Source organism: Actinomadura harenae, assembly GCF_003696215.1.
In the GTDB taxonomy this organism is placed as follows: Bacteria; Actinomycetota; Actinomycetes; order Streptosporangiales; family Streptosporangiaceae; genus Spirillospora; species Spirillospora harenae.
Genome location: NZ_RFFG01000084.1, coordinates 16,497 through 35,544, shown reverse-complemented (window position 1 = coordinate 35,544; position 19,048 = coordinate 16,497). Strand labels below are relative to the sequence as shown.

At 71.5% G+C, this 19,048-nt stretch carries 17 protein-coding genes; 12 read left to right on the top strand and 5 right to left on the bottom strand.

Going from position 1 to position 19,048, the window contains the following annotated elements; genetic code table 11:
- Positions 1-995, bottom strand: a 995-nt coding sequence (locus tag EBO15_RS32690) for a DivIVA domain-containing protein (RefSeq protein ID WP_233616580.1), incomplete at its 3' end; no start/stop codon positions are given.
- A gap of 175 nt (positions 996-1,170) precedes the next feature.
- Here EBO15_RS32690 and EBO15_RS32685 point away from each other — a divergent pair.
- The 5 genes from EBO15_RS32685 to EBO15_RS32665 all read left to right on the top strand — a co-directional run bounded on the left by EBO15_RS32685 (position 1,171) and on the right by EBO15_RS32665 (position 8,799).
- Complete coding sequence (locus EBO15_RS32685) at positions 1,171-1,692, top strand: gamma carbonic anhydrase family protein (protein WP_122198337.1); 522 nt, start codon at positions 1,171-1,173, stop codon at positions 1,690-1,692.
- Between the two features lie 113 nt (positions 1,693-1,805).
- Positions 1,806-6,152 (top strand): ATP-binding protein, encoded by a 4,347-nt coding sequence (locus EBO15_RS32680; RefSeq protein ID WP_122198336.1) that lies wholly within the window; start codon positions 1,806-1,808, stop codon positions 6,150-6,152.
- A gap of 209 nt (positions 6,153-6,361) precedes the next feature.
- On the top strand, positions 6,362-6,598 hold the full coding sequence (locus EBO15_RS32675) for a hypothetical protein (protein ID WP_233616579.1): 237 nt from the start codon (positions 6,362-6,364) through the stop codon (positions 6,596-6,598).
- Between the two features lie 423 nt (positions 6,599-7,021).
- A complete protein-coding gene (locus tag EBO15_RS32670) occupies positions 7,022-7,639 on the top strand; it encodes a DUF47 domain-containing protein (RefSeq protein ID WP_122198335.1) in 618 nt (205 codons plus the stop codon).
- Entirely contained in the window at positions 7,636-8,799 is a 1,164-nt protein-coding gene (locus EBO15_RS32665) for an anion permease (protein ID WP_456047882.1), read from the top strand. The genes EBO15_RS32670 and EBO15_RS32665 overlap by 4 nt, the downstream gene beginning before the upstream one ends.
- A 63-nt stretch (positions 8,800-8,862) precedes the next feature.
- On the opposite strand, the gene EBO15_RS32660 is transcribed toward EBO15_RS32665, so the two are convergent.
- Positions 8,863-10,539 carry a bifunctional metallophosphatase/5'-nucleotidase gene (locus EBO15_RS32660; RefSeq protein WP_122198334.1) on the bottom strand — a complete coding sequence of 559 codons (1,677 nt, stop codon included), beginning with the start codon at positions 10,537-10,539 and terminating at the stop codon, positions 8,863-8,865.
- Positions 10,540-10,705: 166 nt separating this feature from the next.
- Here EBO15_RS32660 and mshD point away from each other — a divergent pair, with 166 nt between their 5' ends.
- A complete protein-coding gene (gene mshD / locus EBO15_RS32655; RefSeq protein ID WP_122198339.1) occupies positions 10,706-11,539 on the top strand; it encodes a mycothiol synthase in 834 nt (277 codons plus the stop codon).
- Here the strand turns inward: mshD and pip are convergent.
- Entirely contained in the window at positions 11,509-12,450 is a 942-nt protein-coding gene (pip, locus tag EBO15_RS32650) for a prolyl aminopeptidase (RefSeq protein WP_122198333.1), read from the bottom strand. The genes mshD and pip overlap by 31 nt on opposite strands.
- 244 nt (positions 12,451-12,694) lie before the next feature.
- Between pip and pstS the strand changes: the two genes are divergently transcribed.
- The 6 genes from pstS to EBO15_RS32620 all read left to right on the top strand — a co-directional run bounded on the left by pstS (position 12,695) and on the right by EBO15_RS32620 (position 17,374).
- Positions 12,695-13,792, top strand: a complete 1,098-nt coding sequence (gene pstS / locus EBO15_RS32645; RefSeq protein WP_122198332.1) for a phosphate ABC transporter substrate-binding protein PstS — start codon at positions 12,695-12,697, stop codon at positions 13,790-13,792.
- A gap of 161 nt (positions 13,793-13,953) precedes the next feature.
- Positions 13,954-14,871, top strand: coding sequence for a phosphate ABC transporter permease subunit PstC (gene pstC, locus EBO15_RS32640; protein WP_378238594.1), 918 nt, complete (start codon positions 13,954-13,956; stop codon positions 14,869-14,871).
- Positions 14,868-15,752: a phosphate ABC transporter permease PstA gene (gene pstA, locus EBO15_RS32635; RefSeq protein WP_122198330.1), complete on the top strand. Its 885-nt coding sequence runs from the start codon at positions 14,868-14,870 to the stop codon at positions 15,750-15,752. Before pstC ends, pstA begins: the two co-directional genes overlap by 4 nt.
- A 23-nt stretch (positions 15,753-15,775) precedes the next feature.
- Entirely contained in the window at positions 15,776-16,552 is a 777-nt protein-coding gene (gene pstB, locus EBO15_RS32630) for a phosphate ABC transporter ATP-binding protein PstB (RefSeq protein WP_122198329.1), read from the top strand.
- A 91-nt stretch (positions 16,553-16,643) separates the two neighbouring features.
- Complete coding sequence (locus EBO15_RS32625) at positions 16,644-17,018, top strand: type II toxin-antitoxin system RelE/ParE family toxin (RefSeq protein ID WP_122198328.1); 375 nt, start codon at positions 16,644-16,646, stop codon at positions 17,016-17,018.
- The gene (locus EBO15_RS32620) at positions 17,015-17,374 is read left to right on the top strand and encodes a helix-turn-helix domain-containing protein (RefSeq protein WP_122198327.1); all 360 of its coding nucleotides are present in this window, start codon (positions 17,015-17,017) and stop codon (positions 17,372-17,374) included. Before EBO15_RS32625 ends, EBO15_RS32620 begins: the two co-directional genes overlap by 4 nt.
- 25 nt (positions 17,375-17,399) lie before the next feature.
- Here EBO15_RS32620 and EBO15_RS32615 read toward each other — a convergent pair whose 3' ends face one another.
- A complete protein-coding gene (locus EBO15_RS32615; protein ID WP_122198326.1) occupies positions 17,400-17,999 on the bottom strand; it encodes a DUF4190 domain-containing protein in 600 nt (199 codons plus the stop codon).
- A 184-nt stretch (positions 18,000-18,183) separates the two neighbouring features.
- Positions 18,184-18,897, bottom strand: coding sequence for a winged helix-turn-helix transcriptional regulator (locus EBO15_RS32610; protein ID WP_122198325.1), 714 nt, complete (start codon positions 18,895-18,897; stop codon positions 18,184-18,186).
- Between the last annotated feature and the right edge of the window lie 151 nt (positions 18,898-19,048).

The following is a 19,048-nucleotide window of genomic DNA, read 5'->3' as shown; positions in this document are numbered from 1 at the left end:
GCCGGCGGCGGAGGCGTCCGCGGGATGGCGGACACCGGCTTGGCGGACACGGGCTTGGCGACGACCGGCTCCGGCGGGGCGGCGGGCGCGGGGGCCTGTGAGGAGGACGGGGACGGGGACGCGGACGTGGCCTGTGACACGGCCGGGACGGGCGGCTGCGGCGGGTTCGGGAGCGGGGCCTGCTGCTGGGGCGGGGCCGGGCGCTTGCGCGCGGCCGGGGCCCGGACGGCGTCCTCGACCATCCGCTCCAGCGGGCCCGCCTCGTTCTCGGCGGTGAGCAGCCGGTGCAGCGTCTCGGAGATCTCGGTCAGCCGCTGCAGCGCCTGCGTGTGGTTCTTGGTGAGGTGGTTCAGCCGCTGGGTGGCGCCCTCGTTGATGACGTTGGCGCGGCGCTCGGCGGAGGTGAGGGTGCGCTCGGCCTCGAGGCGCGCGCTCGTCACCGTCTGCTCGGCCTCCTGCTTGGCGGCCGTCAGGACGTTCTCGGACTCCTTCTTGGCGGCGGCGAGCACCTGCTCGGCCTTCTCCCGCGCGTGCGCGAGGTCGCGGTCGGCGTGCCCGCGGGCGTCGTCCACGATCCGCTTGGACTCGTGCTCGGCGTCCTTGCGGATCTGGGCGCCCTTGGCCTCGGCGTCGGCCATCTTGTCCTTCGCCTCGTCCTCGGCGAGGTTGATGATCTGCCGGAGCCGGTCGGACAGGTCGTCGCCGGTGGGCTTGCGGGCCTCCCGGACCTCGGCCATCTCCCGGCGGGTGCGCTCGACGTCGTCGAGGGCGCGGGCGAGCCGTGCCTCGAGCTCGCGGATCTGGTTCTGGCTGCGGGCGATGAACTCGTCGACCTGGCGGCGGTTGTAGCCGCGCATGACGATCTCGAAGGATTCCTCCCGGAGGAGGTTCGGCAGGATTTCCGCGTCGTTGCTCATGATGCCTTGGGGGTCGTGGCGGGGGGTGATGATCACCCCTTGCGGGATCAGGGACGGCTCAAGGACGTTCGGTTGCATGAACTCGGCATCGACTGTTGTCCGGTCCACCCCATTCGCGCAACCGGAATGCCGTTCTCGCTGCCGTTTCTTAACCTGAGCCAGGAAGACAAACTATCCAATCACCGTATATATCGCGGCCTCGGCACCGGGGCGCGCGCCTCCCGCCCGGCCCCTCCGTCCTACCATCGGCCGCATGAACTACGTGGGTGCGCTGGACGACGACAGGCCCGAGATCCACCCGGACGCGTGGATCGCCCCCGGCGCGGTCGTGGTCGGACGCGTCCGGCTCGGCCGCGCGGCGAGCGTCTGGTACGGCTCGGTCCTGCGCGGCGAGGACGAGGAGATCGTCGTCGGGGACGAATGCAACATCCAGGACCTGAGCTGCCTGCACGCCGACCCGGGCATGCCCGCCGTCCTGGAGGACCGGGTCAGCCTCGGGCACAAGGCGATGGTGCACGGCGCCCACGTGGAGACGGGGTCGCTCATCGGCATCGGCGCGATCGTCCTGAACGGCGCGCGGATCGGCGCGAACACGCTCATCGCCGCGGGCGCGCTCGTCCCGCCGGGCAAGAAGATCCCGTCCGGCGTGCTCGTCGCGGGGACGCCGGGAAAGGTCGTCCGCGAGCTCACCGACGACGACCGCGCCGTCCTGCGGTACACACCGGACGTGTACATGGAAAAGGCCAAGAGGCACGCGCGCGCGACCTGGCGGTGATGACGCGGAGCGACCGGCGGCCACGTCCACGATCCGATGCGCCGTTCGTGGTGAATTGCGGCCGGTGCGATCCGGCAGGGTTGGTGCTTCCTTGACACGGCTACGATGACCACGTGGTGTGGGGACCGGGACGAGGGAACGGCCCGCCGCCCGGGCAGGACCCGTTCGCGGCGGCCGAGCGGGACACGAGGGCGATGGTGGCCGCGGGGTGGTGGCGGTCGGCGCCGCCCCAGCAGCGTCAGCACGCGATCGCGGGACGCATGCTCGTCCTCCCGGACGGCACGTGGTGGCTGTTCGGCGCGTGGGCCCGCTGGTACCGGCTCCAGCCGTCCGACGGCCAGTGGTACCTGTGCCCGCCGCCGCACGCGCCCGCCGTCCGCGCCGGGGCGCGCCCCGCGCAGTACGCGGGCGGGCAGGCGCCGCAGCTCCCGCCGCACGTCGTGCCCGCCGGGCCCGACTTCTCCTACGACCCGTCGCCGTCGCTGACGTTCGTCCGGCGCGGGCTCGCGCCCGAGCTGACCGCGCGGATGCGCAGCACCCTCGCCTCCGCCGCCGCGCTGGCGCCCGCGGAGTACCCGCACGACGGCAAGATCTTCACCGCGCGGACGCCGTCCACGGTCGTCGCCACCTGGGGCGTCATGCTGTGGTGCGCGGCCGCGCCCGCGTTCGACGCCCGCCACGACTCCCAGATGGCCGGACTGTGGGCGCGCCACCGGGCGACCCCGCTGATCGACGTGGACGGCCCGCGCTGGCTCACCCCGCCCCCGCTGTCGCAGCTCGTCGGCCTGTACGCCGAGCGGCTGCGCGCCGGGCGCGTCGACTCCGCCGTCGTCGTCCTGCGGACGATCTGGGCGACGGCCAGCGCGCTGCGCGACGACCCGCGCTTCCAGGCGCGCGCGGACGCGCTGCTCGCGATGGCGGGCGCGACGCTCGGCAACCCGACCGTCGACTACGGCGCGCTTCCCTACGGGGACGAGGCGATCGTCCAGCAGTGGCTGACGCGCTGCCCGCCGCACCTGGTGCCCGCGCTGCGCACCGAGAGCTCGCCGGGCGACAGCTTCCGGCACGCGTTCTACACGTTCGCCGAGGCCGTCGCGGGCATCACGGGCGACGCGTCCGACCCGTCCTACATCGAGCCGCGCATGGTCGCCGCCGCGCTGCTCGCCGCCGACCTCGCCGTCGTGCGCGAGGACGTCGCGTCCTCGATCGTCCCGTGGCTGGACCCGGAGATCCGGTACACGGTGCAGGCCGTGATGAACACTCCCGGGCATCCGCTGCGCCGGCTCTGGCCGGACGACCTGGCCCTCGCCGAGCCGCTGCGGTCGGCGGTCGCCGCGTCCGGGGAGGGCGCGGACGCGTTGCTCGCCGCGATGTACGAGCTCGACCTCGCGTGGTGCCGCCTCGCCGGGGGCATGCCCGCGCGCCCGCGCGGGTTCCCGACGCCGAACGCGATCGTCGCGGGCATCATCGGACCCGAGCGCACGCGCGCGACCGCGCGCACGAGCACCGGCATCGCCGTCCCGAAGCAGAACGTTCACGGGCAGCCGCCGTCGCCGTTCGGTCTGGCCGTCCAGCCCGCGCAGCCGGGACAGCCCCCGCAGCCGCCCCAGTCGCCGTACGCGCCGCCCGGCGGCCCGGGCATGCCGGGAGCCTCAGGAGGTCCGTCCGGCCCTGGAGAGGCTCCACAGCCTCTCGGGCAGCCTCCCGTCCCCGGCGGGTTCGGTCCGCCCGCCGTGCCCGGATATCCGCCTCAGGACGCCGCGCAGGGCGCGTTCGGCCAGCCGGGCGTTCCGGGCCAGGCCGTCCAGCCGCCCGCGCAGCCGTACGCCCAGCCCTACGCGCAGCCTCACGTCCAGCCCCCGGCGAACCAGGACCAGCCGTTCGTGCAGCCGCCCGCGCAGGCCGACCGGGCGTTCGCGCAGCCCGCGCAGCCCGCACAGCCCGCGCCGTCCGCCGACCCGCAGTTCGGCGCGCCCGCTCCGCACGTGCCCAAGCCGTCCACCGCGAAGGACGAGCAGCAGGAGAGCTTCGCCCCGCCGTACACGGCCCTCGGCTTCCAGCCGTCGGGCGGTGGCATGGTGCCGTCCGCGAACCAGCCCCCGATTCAGGCCCCGAGCCAGCCCCCGGGCCGGCCTCCCGGTCGGTTCGCCCCGCCGAACGCGGGTCCGGGGGCCGGGGCGCCCGCTGCGTTCAACCAGTACGGCCCGCCGGTGACGCCGCCGCACGACCTGGAGGAGGCGACCAAGCCGGACGGAGGTCCCCCCAGGGACGAGCAGAACGCCGCGCATCACCCGCCGTACGCGGCGCTGGGCTACGCGCCGTCCGGGTCCGCGCCCCCCGCGCAGCCGCCTGTCCCGTCCTATGAGCAGGGCATGCCTCAGCCTTCCGGCTACCCGGACGGTCCGGCGGGCCACCCGGGCGCGCCCGTGCAGGCGCCGGGCATGGGGAGGCCGGAACCGATCGATCCGCACGGCACGCGGTTCGACGAGCCCGCGGCGTTCCAGCAGCAGGCGCCGCCGGTCGTCCCGCCCCAGCCCGGCAAGCCGCCGCCATCCCGGACACGCGTGCTCGGCCCGGACGACACGGGTGCCGCGGGAACGCCCCCAGGGGCCGCCGGGCCGCCGCCGCAGAAGGCGGACCCGCCCGGCACGCGCGTGATGTCCGGGACGATGATCGGCGGCTTCGACTTCGACTTCGAGCAGACGCCGTCGCCCGAACGTCCCGTGCACGAGATCCCGCCGCCGAGCGACCGCACCGAGCGGCGCGTCCTGGAGCGGTACGGCATCGGGTTCGTGTCCGGCGCGCAGGACGCCGCCGAGCTCCTCGACGGCGTCCGCGAGCAGGCCGAGGCGTTCAACGCCGTGCTGACCGCCGGGGACGACTCGACCCGCGTCGACGACGCGTCCGGCATCCGGCGCGGGGTGCCGAGCGTGCTGCTGGTCGGCGCGCCGCACACCGGGCAGCGGCGGCTCGCGCGCCTGATCGCGCTGACCCTCGCCGAGGCCGGCCTCGGCGACAAGACGATCCGCGCGCACGACGCCGACGACGTCCGCGAGTCGGGATCCGGGTCCGCGTCGGGCGCTCCGCCGAAGACCATGGTGGACGGCGTGGCCCCGCCGACCGCGGCCGACCTGATGAAGCAGGTCCTCGCCCAGCGCGGCCCGGCGATCCTGTTCGAGCGGCTGGACGCGGCGCTGTTCGCGGCGTCCGACGCGGCGGCGATCGCGTCGGCGGTGCGGCGCGCGCGCCGCGACCCGGCCGCCGACACCGCGCTCGTCGCGACGTGCGAGCCGTCCGCGTACAAGCGGATGCTCACCGACCACCCGCGGCTGGTCGAGACGTTCCGGGTGTACCGGCTGCCCGACCTCGCCGACCCCGAGAACCGGATGACGCTGCTGCACCTGCTCGCCGACGAGCGGCGCGTCACGGTCGGCGGCGTCGCCCTCGAGACCGCCCGCGAGGACCTGGGCCGCCTGCGCGGCCCCGGCGACCTGGTGAACGCGCGCCTGGTCGAGACGTACCTGGACACCGCGTGCCAGCGGCACCTGGAACGGGCGGGCGCCTCGCGCGACCGCCTCGTCCTGGACCCGCAGGACTTCCACGGCATCGCCGAGGGCCTGGAGCCGGCGCTGCGCCCGCCCGGCGACATCGACGGCTACCTGCGGCAGCTCGACGCCCTGCGCGGCCTGGACGACGTGAAGAACACCGTCCACGAGCTCGTCGAGGACGCGCGCGTCGCCGCCGACCGCGCCCGGTACGGGGTGACCGAGCACCGGCCGCTGCACCTGCTGCTGTCCGGCCCGCACGGCACCGGCAAGTCGACCGTCGCGGGCCTGGTCGGCGGGATCTTCGCCGCGCTCGGCCTGCTCGGCTCGGGACACGTGGTCGCGTGCCGTCCCGTCCACCTCACCGGACGCGACGGGCACGACACCGAGGCGCGCGTGCGCGGGATGGTCGAGCAGGCGCTCGGCGGGGTCCTGCTCGTCCAGGAGTCGCACCTGCTCGACCGCGTCCCCGAGGTGGTCGACGAGCTGCGCTCGGTGCTCCGCCGGGACGGCCACCGGCTGCTCGTCGTGTGCGCCGGACCGCCGGACGGCCTGCACCCCTTCCTCGCCGCCAACCCGGACTTCTACGCCGAGTTCGGCCAGGTCATCGAGTTCGAGCCGCTCGGTGACCGGGAGCTGGTCGGGCTGTTCCAGTCCTACGCCGAACGCGACCTCTACATGCTGGACGAGGAGTTGCGCGTCGAGCTGCTGAGCCGGTTCGAGCAGATGCGCGGCGACCCGTCCTTCGGCTACGCCCGCACCGTCCGCGAACTGTTCGAGGGGACGATCGCCCGGCAGGCCGCGCGGCTCGCGGGGGCGGACGTCGACGCGTCCACCGTCGCCCGCCTCACCGTGAACGACCTGCCCGAGTCCTCGCTCGAGCAGATGATGGGCGGCCTGCACGAGGGCTACTGACGGCCCCGGCGGAACGGCCCGCAAAACGGGCCCGCAAAACGGGCCCGGTGGAATGACCCGGGCGGGCGGGGGCGCATCATCCGGGCGGGTCAGGGAAGGAACGGGGCGGGAGTGGTCCCCGAATGGCCCTCTTGGGTCATGCGTCCCGGCGGACCGGGACCGTACCCTTGACGTGGGCAGTGGGTGCGGCCCGTCCCTGCGCGGAGACGGTGTCATCGCAGGTGGCGGACGCGAAACGCAACCAGGAGGTGGACGCGGTGCGCCAGCGGAATCTCGACCTGCGCGTCCATGACCGGGTCGCACTTGACGAGATCGAACTCTACGCCGAGATGCTCAGCGCGGTGGCGGCGGCCGAGCGGCCGCTCACGCTCGCCGAGATCGACATGGTGCTCGGGGTGAGGTCCGGACGCGAACCCGGTCTTCGCGAGCTGTCGTCACGCGAATAGCGCGACGGCTCGTCGGCAGGCCAACCGGTGCCGGGACGTCCCAGCGGACGCCCGGCACCCGCTTTTGCCCCTCCGGCCCCCTCACGGCGAGGCCCTCCCGAGGCCCTCCCGAACGCCCCGCGAGCCTCCTCCGTGCGCCTCCCGAACGCCCCGCGAGCCCCTTCCGGGGCCCCGCGAGGCCCTCGAACGCCCTCCTGTAACGAAAATCACTTCGCGTCCTGGATCACGCTCTGTGACGTCCCCGCTGAGGCGGCACATCCCGCTGGACAGGGCTGTGTGTCGCGGGTGTGCATGTCGTGATCTAGGGCAACCTTGTAGATGAGAGGATGGAGGACGGCGGTCGAAGCTGGGGCGAAAGTTCTTTTTACGGCCGGTTGCGCCTACGATCCACAGCGGACTGTTCCGGCATCTCAGGAGAACGACGTGCGTTTGCGTCTCACGCCGCGTGAGGACAGCTTCTACGACATGTTCGCCGATTCGGCGAACAACCTGGTCACCGGCGCCAGGTTGCTCGTGGAGCTCATCAGCGACGGCACCGACCGGGGAGCCATCGCTGAGAAGATGCGCGCTTGCGAGCACGCGGGCGACGAGGCCACCCACGCGATCATGCGGCGGCTGAACGAAACGTTCATCACGCCGTTCGACCGCGAGGACATCTACCGACTGGCCTCCCAGATCGACGACGTCATGGACGAGATGGAGGAGGCCGCCGACCTCGTCGTGCTCTACAAGATCGACGAGTTCCCGAAGGAGATCGTGCACCAGGTCGAGGTCCTGGAGCGCGCCGCCGAGCTCACCGCCGAGGCCATGCCGCGGCTGCGCTCGATGAAGGAGCTCAACGAGTACTGGATCGAGATCAACCGGCTGGAGAACGAGGGCGACCGGGTCTACCGGAAGCTGCTGGCCAAGTTGTTCTCGGGCGACTACGACACCCTGACCGTTCTGAAGCTGAAGCAGGTCATCGACCGGCTCGAGGAGGCGGCCGACGCGTTCGAGCACGTCGCCAACACGGTCGAGACGATCGCGGTCAAGGAATCATGAGCGTTCCCGGCGGTCCGGGGGCGGTCCTCAGCAAGGACGCCTCCGTCCCCGGCGAGGAGCCGACCCTGGCCGAGCAGGTCCGTCGCGGCCCGCACCGGTTCTGGTACGCGCTGCCGATCGGGCTGCTGGTCGTCATCCTGCTCGGTGTGACGGGGGTGCGGGCGGAGTCGCAGGTCGCGATGCTCCTGCTCGTCGTCCTGGTCTCGCTGGTCTTCGACTACACCAACGGCTTCCACGACGCGGCCAACGCGATCGCCACGGCGATCTCGACGCGCGCCCTCACACCGCGCGTCGCGCTCCTCATGGCGGCCGTGATGAACATGCTCGGCGCGCTGCTGGGCGTCCAGGTCGCCAAGACGGTCAGCGAGGTGATCACCCCGCCCAGCGGGCTGCACGGCCTGACCGTGGTCGCCGCGGGCGTGATCGGCGCGATCGCCTGGAACCTCATCACCTGGTACTTCGGGTTGCCCTCGTCGTCCTCGCACGCCCTCATCGGCGGCGTGGTCGGCGCCGGGCTCGCCTCGGCGTCCTCGGTGGCCTGGGCCAAGGTGATCGACAAGGTCGCGATCCCGATGGTCGTCTCGCCGATCGTGGGGTTCATCGCCGCGTACTGCGTGATGCTGGCCATCCTGTGGATCTTCCGTAAGAAGAACCCCAGCAAGGTCGGCCGCCGGTTCCGGATCGCGCAGACGCTGTCCGCCTCGTCGCTGGCGCTGGGACACGGCCTCCAGGACGCGCAGAAGACGATGGGCATCATCGTCCTCGCGCTGGTCACGACGGGCCACTCGGACGGCAACTCCGTCCCGTGGTGGGTCATCGTGCTCTGCGCGGGCGCGCTGTCGGCCGGGACGTACGCGGGCGGCTGGCGCATCATGCGCACGCTCGGGCGCAAGGTCATCGAGGTCGATCCGCCGAAGGGCTTCGCCGCCGAGGCGACGGCCTCGGTCATCCTGTACCTGACCGCGTACATCTGGCACGCTCCAATCTCGACCACGCACACGATCACCGCCTCGATCATGGGCGTGGGCTCGACCAAGCGGCTCTCGGCCGTCCGGTGGGGCATCGCGGGGAACATCGTCATCGCCTGGGTGCTGACGATGCCCGCCGCCGCCATCGTGGCCGCCGTCGTTTACTACATCGTCCATTTCTTCGGGGCCTAGCACCCGGAGCAATGAGAACGAGGGCCGTCCCCGGCTGGGGGCGGCCCTCGTCGTCGTCAGGGGTTACTTGCCGGCGATGCGGTCCAGCGCGGGCGGGGCGATGGGCGAGTGGGAGCCGAGGTAGCTCACCAGCGCGTCCAGGTCGATCGGGCCGAGCACCTGGTCCTTGCCCTGGGTGAAGACGGTGAAGCCGTCCCCGCCGCCGAGCAGGAAGTTGTTCGCGGCGACCTTGTAGGACGCGGCCGGGTCGACGGGCTTGCCGTCGATGGTGATGTCCGAGACGCGGTCGCCGATCGGCTTGGTGCGGTCGATGGTGAAGTGCAGGCCGGAGGACGGCTGCAGGATCTTCTCGCCCGCGCTCGTCCACTGCTGCTCGAGCATGTCGTCCAGCTGCCTGCCGGTCAGCGTGGTGACGCCGGTGACGTTGCTGAACGGCTGGACGGCGAACGCGTCGCCGTAGGTGACGGTGCCGTTGTCCTTGAACACCAGGTCGGCGCGGACGCCGCCCGGGTTCGTGACGGCGACCTGCGCGCCCTTGTCCTTGACGGCCTCGAGCTGCGCGTCGGCGATGACGTCGCCGAGCGTGGTCTCACCGGCCGGGCTCTGCTTGCGGTTGAGCTCGGCGCCGATCGTGCCGATCTTCTTGTTCGCGATCGTCGAGACCCGGTCCTTCCAGGTCTGGACGAACGTCGCGGTCGGCCCGTCCGGCTTCACGTCGCGGGTGACGACGTGGTTGACGCCCTTCATGGACGACCGGACGATGTCGTCGGTCCTCCGGTCCACCTGGAGGTCGACCTGCGTGATGACGCGGCCGAAGGACGAGCCGGACGAGTACAGCCGCGGCTGCCCCTTCGGGTCCTTGACCGTGCAGACGTACTGCTGGTGGGTGTGCCCGGAGAGGACGACGTCGATGTCCGGGTCGGCCTCGGCGGCGATGCGGGTGCCCGCGCCCGGCACGACGCCGCAGTCGTTCGGCTTGGAGCCCTGGACGACGTTGTCGCCCTCGTGGACGAGCAGCACCATCGCGTGGACGCCGCGCTTCCTGAGCTCGCGCGCGGACCGGTTGGCCGCGGCGACCTCGTCGTCGAACCTCAGGCCCTTGATGCCGTCCGCGGTGACGATGGTCGGCGTGGTCTTGGTGACGACGCCGATGAAGCCGACGCGCACGCCGTTGATCTTGCGGATCGTCCAGGGCTTGAGGGCGGGCTCGTTCGTCGACTCCTGGAGCACGTTGGCCCCGAGGTAGTCGAACTTCGCGCCCTTCCACTTCCCGGCGGGGGAGCAGCCGTCGACGGGGTGGCAGCCGCCGTTCTGGATGCGCTTCAGCTCGGTCAGGCCCTCGTCGAACTCGTGGTTGCCCACGGCCGACGCGGTCAGGCCGATGTCGTTCATGAACTGCACCGACGGCTCGTCGTGGAACGCGGCGGAGATCAGCGGGGAGGCGCCGATGAGGTCGCCCTGCGCGACCTTCAGCGTGTTGTGGTTCTGGAGCCGCTTGATGTGCGCGGCGATGTAGGCGGCGCCGCCCGCGGGGACGGGCTGGCCGTTGTCGTCGACGGCGGTCCCGGAGCTGCCGGTCGGCGCCTCGAGGTTGCCGTGGAAGTCGTTGAGGGCGAGCAGCCGCACGGGCACGGTCCTGCCGTGGCCGTGCGACGGCTCCGCCCCGGCGGGCTGCGCCGCGATCGCGGTCACCGCCACCGCGGCGGTCGCCGCGGCCAGTGTGAGACGAGGTCGGATCATGGTTCGCGAACCTAACCGTCCGGCGCGTCGCGATCCATACGACCTCATGACGGTTTCGTGACGTTTTGCCAGTCAGCGCCCCCTGTTACGGCGTGTCCACCTGTCCGGGGCGATACATCCGGGGGTGCCCGGTTCCGAATCCGGCGCGCTGACCTAGGCTGTGATCATGACGGAGTCGCAGATCGTCGAACTGGTCGAGGCCGCCACCAAGGTGGACGGTGTCGCGCCGCTCTCGGAGCACGCCATGCTCGCGCTGAAGGCGGGCCGGATCGGTGTGGTCGTCCGGGAGAACGACACGGTCGTCGGCTACGCCCACCTCGACCCCGCGACCGACGACGAGCCCGCGTCGGGGGAGCTGGTCGTCCACCCGGAGCACCGGCGGCGCGGGTTCGGGCGCCGGCTGGTGCGGGAGCTCAAGAAGAAGGCGGACGGCCCGCTGCGCGTCTGGGCCCACGGCGACCTGGCCGCGGCCGCGCGCCTGGGCGAGTCCGAGGGGATGGCCCGCAGCCGCGTCCTGTTCCAGATGCGGAAGTCGGCCGACGACCCGATGATCGACGTCGTCCTGCCGCCCGGCGTCACGATCCGTCCCTTCCAGCCCGGCCGGGACGAGGAGGCGTGGCTCGAGGTCAACGCCCGCGCGTTCGCGACCCACCCCGAGCAGGGCCAGTGGACGATCGACGACGTGCGCGCGCGCGAGGCCGAGGACTGGTTCGACCCCGAGGGCTTCTTCCTGGCCGAGCGCGACGGCCGCCTGATCGGCTTCCACTGGACGAAGACCCACCCGGACGGGCTGGGCGAGGTCTACGTCATCGGTGTCGACCCGTCCGCGCAGGGGCTCGGCCTGGGCCGCACCCTGACCCTCACCGGCCTTCACCACCTGAGGGACCGCGGCGTCCCGGCCATCCTCCTCTACGTCGACGAGGACAACCGGTCGGCCATGCACCTTTACGACACGCTCGGGTTCGCCCGCTATTCCGTGGACGTGATGTACGCGACCTGAGCCGGGGCCTTCAAGGCGGCCTTGACGGCCGCCGCCATCGCGTCCTCGCCTCCGTAGTGCCCCGCGTCGACGATCTTCAGCTCGCTGCCCGGCCACGCGCGCGCGAGGTTCCAGGGGATGTCGGGCGAGCTGCTCACGTCCAGCCGCCCGTGGACGAGCGTCCCCGGAATTCCGGCGAGCCGGGACGCGCCGCGCAGCAGCTCGTCCTCGCCCAGGAACGCCGCGTTCTTCCAGTAGTGGGTGACGAGGCGGGCGAAGCACATCCGGAACACCGGGTCCTCGTAGCGGGGGCTGCGCTGGAACTCGGTCCCGAACCGGACGTGGGTGTCCTCCCAGGTGCACCAGTCGCGCGCGGCCTTGTCCCGGACGTCGGGGTCGGGGGAGTGGAGGAGGCGTGAGTAGGCGGCGGCGAGGTTCCCGTCCCGCTCGGCCTCGGGGACGCCGTCACGGAACGCCTCCCAGCGTCCGGGGAACAGGCGCGCGACGCCCCGGGTGATCCAGTCGACCTCGCGGTGCGTGGTCGTGACGACGGAGAACAGGACCATGTCGGTCACGCGCTCCGGGTGGGCCTCGGCGTAGGCGAGGGCGAGGGTGCTGCCCCAGGAGCCGCCCAGGACCGTCCAGCGGTCGATGCCGAGGTGCTCGCGGAGCCGCTCGACGTCGGCGACCAGGTGCTGGGTGGTGTTGGCGCTGAGATCGATCTCGGGCTCGGCCGCGTGGGGCAGGCTGCGGCCGCAGTTGCGCTGGTCGAGCAGGTGGACGCGGTGGACGTCCAGGTCGAAGAAGTTCAGCCAGCCCTCGCCGCAGCCGGAGCCCGGGCCGCCGTGCAGGACGATCGCCGGAGCCCCCTTGGGCGTTCCGTGGGCTTCCCAATAGAGGAGATTTCCGTCGCTGACCGGGAGATGTGGCATGCCCCCATCCTGCCGGAACCCCTTGCCACAAGGGGGTGACCTGGGGTGTTAACCCCTTGTCCATGGTGCGTCGAGGCAGTCTTCCCGGTCGTTGAAGTTTGAGTTCATCCCCCGTTCACCTGGATCGGGGCGTCCGGACACTTCGCCCGCATAGCTTCACACTCGACGGTGAGCCCACTACCTGGACAAACGTCCAAAACCCTCCGGTCGGGACACCGCTGACGACGTTAGAGGAGATCTTGCGGTGAAGAACGGTTCTCGGCTGGCCGCTCTGGGCGGTGTCGTGGTGGCGGGCGCCCTGGCCCTCAGCGCCTGCGGCAGCGACAACAACTCCGGCACCAGCGCCAGCGAGGCCCCCACGGGCAACATCGACTGCGCCAAGGGCACGGTCAACGCCGCCGGCTCGAGCGCCCAGAAGAACGCCGTCGAGGAGTGGACGAAGCTCTTCGCGGCCAAGTGCGCGGGCGCCAACCTGAACTACAACCCGGCCGGTTCCGGCGCGGGCATCCAGTCCTTCAACAGCGGCCAGGTCTCGTTCGCGGGCTCCGACTCCGCGCTCAAGCCGGAGGAGGCGGCCGCCGCCGCGAAGCGCTGCGGCGCCCCGGCCTGGAACCTCCCGATGGTCGTCGGCCCGATCGCCGTCGTCTACAACGTGGACGGCGCCGACTCGCTGAAGCTCTCCCCCGAGACCATCGCGGGGATCTTCGCCGGCAAGATCAAGAACTGGGACGACCCGGCGATCACCAAGGAGAACGCCGGCGTCAAGCTGTCCGGCGCGATCAAGACGATCTACCGCGCCGACGAGGCCGGCACCACGGAGAACTTCACCAAGTACCTCAAGACCACCGCCCCCGGCGTGTGGACCTGGGAGCCGGCCAAGAAGTGGCCGAACGGTGTCGGCCAGGGCGCGACCAAGTCCGACGGCGTGTCCGCGCAGGTCAAGAGCACCAAGGGCTCGATCTCCTACGTCGAGATGTCCTACGCGACCAACAACAGCCTGAAGACCGCCGACGTCAAGAACGGCGCCGGCGAGTACACCAAGCTGTCCCCGGAGACCGCGTCCAAGGCCATCGCGGGCGCCCAGGTCGTCGGCACCGGCAACGACGTCGCGCTGAAGATCGACTACGCGACCAAGGAGTCCGGCGCCTACCCGATCGTCCTGGTCACCTACGAGATCCCCTGCTCCAAGGGCCTCCCCGCCGACCAGTCGAAGTTCGTGAAGTCCTTCCTGACCTACACCTCCAGCGCTGACGGTCAGAAGATCCTCACCAACCTGGGCTACGCGCCGCTGCCCGACAGCGTGCTCACCAAGGTCCAGACGTCCGTCAAGGCCCTCTCCTGACACCCGAGGACCATGACTCCGGCAGCCCCCTGACCAGCACCGCTGGCCAGGGGGCTATCCCCGGTTCACCCCATCCCACCCCACCAGGAGGGTCTCCCGTGAGCAGTCAGTCCGGCGTCGACGCCGCGGTCGGCGCGCGGCATCGCGCACCCGGCCGGCGGTTGAGCACCGGCCAGGCCGGTGACAGGATCTTCGCCGGGGCCGCCCGCGGCTCCGGGATCCTGGTGCTGGCGATCATGGCCGCGATCGCCGTCTTCCTCGTCTGGAAGGCGATCCCGGCGCTCCAGGCCAACAAGGCGAACTTCCTCACCTCGCAGGACTGGAACCCGAACGCCACCCCGGCCAAGTTCGGCATCGTCCAGCTCGCCTTCGGCACGGTCGTGTCGTCCGCGCTCGCGCTGATCATCGCCACCCCGGTCGCGATCGGGATCGCGCTGTTCATCGCCTTCTACTCGCCCCGCAAGCTGTCGGCGGGCCTCGGCTACGTCGTCGACCTGCTCGCGGCCGTGCCGTCCATCGTGTACGGCCTGTGGGGCCTGCTCGTCCTCGCCCCGCACATGGACGGGGTCAGCAAGATCCTCAACACCGTGCTCGGCTGGATCCCGTTCTTCGGCGGCGACAGCCCGGGCAAGAACTCGATCTTCACCGCCTCGGTGGTGCTGGCGATCATGATCCTGCCGATCATCTCGTCCATCTCCCGCGAGGTGTTCCTCCAGGTCCCGCGCGCGAACGTGGAGGCCGCGCTGGCGCTCGGCGCCACCCGCTGGGAGATGATCCGGCTGTCGGTGCTGCCGTACGGCCGGTCCGGCGTGATCGGCGCGTCCATGCTCGGCCTCGGCCGCGCCATGGGCGAGACGATCGCCGTCGCGATGGTGCTCACCTTCGCGCCCGGCGTGAACGTCCACATCCTGGAGGACGGCGGCAACACCTTCGCCGCCAACATCGCCAAGAGCTTCGGCGAGGCCACCAGCACCGGGCGCGGCGCGCTGATCGCCTCCGGCCTCGTGCTCTTCGTGATCACCCTCGTCGTCAACATGGCGGCCCGGGCGGTCGTCGCCCGCCGCAAGGAGTTCGTGTGAGCAGCCCGTCCACCTCGCTCGGGTCGGTCTCGGCCGGGCGGAAGATCAAGGACCGGCTCGTCCAGGGCCTGGTCTACCTGGCGTTCGCGCTCGCGGTGATCCCGCTGGTCTCGCTGCTGTGGACGGTCGTCAAGCACGGCGCGAAGCGGTTCGACGCCGACTTCTTCGGCCACTCCATGAACGGCCTGGCCGGCAAGGACGCGGGCGGCGGCGCCTACCACGCGATCATCGGCACCCTCGAGCAGGTCCTGATCACCAGCGTGATCGCCGTCCCGATCGCCCTGCTCGCCGCGGTCTACCTGGTCGAGTACGGTGGCCGGAGCAGGCTGGCCAAGGTCGTCAGCTTCTTCGTGGACGTCATGACCGGCATCCCGTCGATCGTCGCGGGCCTGTTCGTCCTGGCGCTGTGGCTGCTCACCCTGCAGATGGGCTTCTCCGGCTTCGCCGGCGCGCTGTCCCTGGCCATCCTGATGATCCCGACGGTCATCCGGGCGGCCGAGGAGATGCTGAAGCTCGTCCCGAACGACCTGCGCGAGGCGTCCTTCGCGCTGGGCGTGCCGCGCTGGCGGACGATCTGCTTCGTCGTCCTGCCGACCGCCCTGCCCGGCATCATCACCGGCGTGATGCTCGCCGTCGCGCGCGTCATGGGCGAGACCGCCCCGCTGCTGCTGACGATCTTCATCACGAAGGCGATCAACACCGACCCGTTCACCGGGCCGCAGGGGTCCCTGCCCACCTTCATCTGGGACCAGGCCGCGGACCCGAACCACAACGCGGTCGACCGGGCCTGGACCGGCGCGCTGGTGCTGATCCTGATCATCATGCTGTTCAACCTGGTGGCGCGGCTCGTCGCACGCGCGTACAAGCCCACCGGACGCTAGACACCCGAGGAGTACGAAGTCTCATGGCCAAGCGGATCGAAGTCTCCGGGCTGCACGCCTACTACGGCGGCACCCACGCCATCGAGGACATCTCGATGACGGTCGAGCCGCGCTCGGTGACGGCTTTCATCGGCCCGTCCGGCTGCGGCAAGTCCACCTTCCTGCGCACGCTGAACCGGATGCACGAGGTCATCCCGGGCGCCCGCGTCGAGGGCAAGGTCATGCTGGACGACGAGGACCTCTACGGCCCGTCCGTCGACCCCGTCGCCGTCCGCCGCACCGTCGGCATGGTCTTCCAGCGGCCCAACCCGTTCCCGACGATGTCGATCTTCGACAACGTCGCCGCGGGGCTCAAGCTGAACGGCGTCCGCCGCAAGTCCCAGCTCGACGACATCGTCGAGGAGTCGCTGAAGGGCGCCAACCTCTGGGAAGAGGTCAAGGACCGCCTCGGCAAGCCGGGCGCGGGCCTGTCCGGCGGCCAGCAGCAGCGCCTCTGCATCGCCCGCGCGATCGCCGTCCAGCCCCAGGTGCTCCTGATGGACGAGCCGTGCTCGGCGCTCGACCCGATCTCCACCCTCGCCATCGAGGACCTGATCGCCAAGCTGAAGAACCAGTACACGATCGTGATCGTGACCCACAACATGCAGCAGGCCGCCCGGGTCAGCGACCGCACCGCGTTCTTCAACATCGCCGGCACCGGCAAGCCCGGCAAGCTCATCGAGATCGACGACACCTCGAAGATCTTCACCAACCCCGAGCAGAAGGCCACCGAGGACTACATCACCGGCCGCTTCGGCTAAACCGCAGCTCTCCCCGGCACCAGCCGACCCGGGTCGCCGGAGGCTTCCGGATCCTCACCCACGGATATACAATTCTTCATATAGTCGCAGAGTGAGCGAGCTGTGGCGGATCGAGATCGAGCCGGAGATCCGGGAGTGGCTGCGGACGCTGTCCGATCGGCAATACGACAAGGTCGAGAGAGCGGTCGACATGCTCGCGGCCCGGCCGACGACCCTCGGCGAGCCGTACGCGCGGCACCTTGGAGGCGCACTCCGGGAGCTTCGCTTCACTCTGGACGGGAGCGCTGTCCGCCTGTCCTACTGGCTTGCTCCGGGCCGGCGGGTCGTTCTGCTGACGGTGTTCCGCAAGTCCAGACCGCGGGAGGAGGCGGAAGTCGAGCGGGCGCGACGGGCGCAGAGGGCGTGCGAGGCCGGGCACGACAGGGCCGAGCACACCTACGATCGGACCTCGGAGGGCGGGCGATGAACCACGACCAGTGGAAGACCCGGAGGACCAGGCGGCTCATGGGGGAGTCCGTCGAGGAATCTCCCGGCTACAGGGAAGCGGGGCATGCGCTCGGGCTCGGTCAGGCCGTTTACGATCGCCGCACCGAACTGGGGCTGTCCCAGGCGGAACTCGCCCGGCGCGCGGGCATGACGCAGCCCCAGATCTCCAACATCGAGGGCGGGGACTCGGTGCCCACGCTGCCCTTGCTGACCCGGCTCGCCGGTGCACTGGACTCCGCGCTCACCATTCGCCTGGACGACGAGACGTCCACCTTCGTCTTCGCTTCCCATGAGGGGCCGCCGGCGGGGGGCGGTGCCAGGAGCTCCGCGGCCTGAGCCGGGGTGGTCGTGTCCGGCCGGGTCAGTGTGAGGCGACCGGGTTGTAGGTGCATGACGCGCTCGTGTGGCCGCCCGTGACGGTCGCCGACTGGACCACCTTGCCGTTGACGGTGATCCGGCAGTTCACGGTTCCCGACGCCGTGCCGTTCCGGGTGACGACCCGGACGATGTCCAGCCCGCCCAGATCCCGCCGCTCCCGCTTGCTCCACGGCAGTCGCGCGTCGGCGGCGTTCCCGGTGCTGTCGCCGAACGAGTAGGTGACGTCGGCGCTGGTCACCCCGTCCGCGCCGCCGGCCTGGAGCAGGATCTCGGCGTTCCGGGTCTTGTGCGTCCGGTCGACGACCCCGCCGAGCAGCCCGAGCCCGATCGCCGCGAGCAGCCCGAGCACCCCGAGGACGAGCCCCGCGACGGCCAGCCCGCGCCCGCTCTGCCCCCTGCGCTTGATCCGCGGCAGCGCCAGCACCCCGAACACGATGGCGAACACGCTGCCGACCCCGCACAACCACAGCAGGCTGAACACCAGCGAGGCCACCGCGAACCCGCTGATCCCTCCGGCCCGCGCCGTCCCCGCACCGCTGCCCTGAGGGCCGGCGGGGCCGGACGGCGGGTACTGAACGGACATCGGGGACCCCCAGAGGCCGAGACCGGGGGGTCATCGGGCTTCATGCCCTCCGACCCGCGCGTTCATGCTCGTCCGCGGGAATGTCGGAGGGACGTCCGGGAGGTGCGGATGTTCGGCGGGCCGGCGTTCATGGTCGCGGAGAGGCCGGCGGTCACCCGCCGGGGCGGGCCTCGGGTGAAGCGGGTCAGGCGCGGGCGGGGGTCTTCTCTTCGGAGTCGCCCGGACGGTGGTCGGGGACGAAGCGGTAGCCGACGTTGCGGACCGTGCCGATGAGGGACTCGTACTCGGCGCCGAGCTTGGCGCGGAGGCGGCGGACGTGGACGTCCACGGTGCGGGTGCCGCCGAAGTAGTCGTAGCCCCAGACCTCCTGGAGCAGCTGGGCGCGGGTGAAGACGCGCCCGGGGTGCTGCGCCAGGTACTTCAGGAGCTCGAACTCCTTGAAGGTGAGGTCGAGGACGCGGCCGCGCAGGCGGGCCGTGTAGGTGGCCTCGTCGATGGTGAGCTCGCCGCTGCGGATCTCGCCGGGCACGTCCTCCTCGCCCGCGACGGCGGCGCGGCCGACCGCGAGCCGCAGCCGGGCCTCGACCTCGGCGGGTCCGGCGGTCTGGAGGAGCACGTCGTCCAGGCCCCACTCGGGGCTGAGCGCGGCGAGGCCGCCCTCGGTGACGACGCCCAGCAGCGGGCAGTCGAGTCCGGTGGCGCGCAGCAGCCGGCAGAGGCTCTTGGCCTGGACGAGGTCGCGGCGCGCGTCCACCAGCACGACGTCGGCGGGCGGGGCGTCGATGAGCGCGGACCCCTCGGCCGGCGCGACGCGCACCGGGTGCAGCAGCAGGCCCAGCGCGGGCAGGATCTCGTCGGACGGTTCCAACGCGTTGGTCAGCAGGAGCAAGCTGCTCAAGTGCCGCCTCCTCGCCCTGAAAAGAGGTCGAGACCCGGACGGCTCGTCAACGAGCCCTGGTCCGTGACCGGGCTCGTCATGCGAGCTCCCTGGCCACGTCGCCCGGATCCCTTCGGCCTCGAGCATATACAACGCGTCCCGGACGGCAACG

Bases quoted from the DNA above. Each gene is read 5' to 3' on its own strand.
- pstB (WP_122198329.1), top strand. From the start codon at position 15,776: ATGGCCAAGCGGATCGAAGTCTCCGGGCTGCACGCCTACTACGGCGGC.
- EBO15_RS32660 (WP_122198334.1), bottom strand. From the start codon at position 10,539: ATGATCCGACCTCGTCTCACACTGGCCGCGGCGACCGCCGCGGTGGCG.
- EBO15_RS32615 (WP_122198326.1), bottom strand. From the start codon at position 17,999: ATGTCCGTTCAGTACCCGCCGTCCGGCCCCGCCGGCCCTCAGGGCAGC.
- EBO15_RS32685 (WP_122198337.1), top strand. From the start codon at position 1,171: ATGAACTACGTGGGTGCGCTGGACGACGACAGGCCCGAGATCCACCCG.
- mshD (WP_122198339.1), top strand. From the start codon at position 10,706: ATGACGGAGTCGCAGATCGTCGAACTGGTCGAGGCCGCCACCAAGGTG.
- EBO15_RS32620 (WP_122198327.1), top strand. From the start codon at position 17,015: ATGAACCACGACCAGTGGAAGACCCGGAGGACCAGGCGGCTCATGGGG.
- EBO15_RS32665 (WP_456047882.1), top strand. From the start codon at position 7,636: ATGAGCGTTCCCGGCGGTCCGGGGGCGGTCCTCAGCAAGGACGCCTCC.
- pip (WP_122198333.1), bottom strand. From the start codon at position 12,450: ATGCCACATCTCCCGGTCAGCGACGGAAATCTCCTCTATTGGGAAGCC.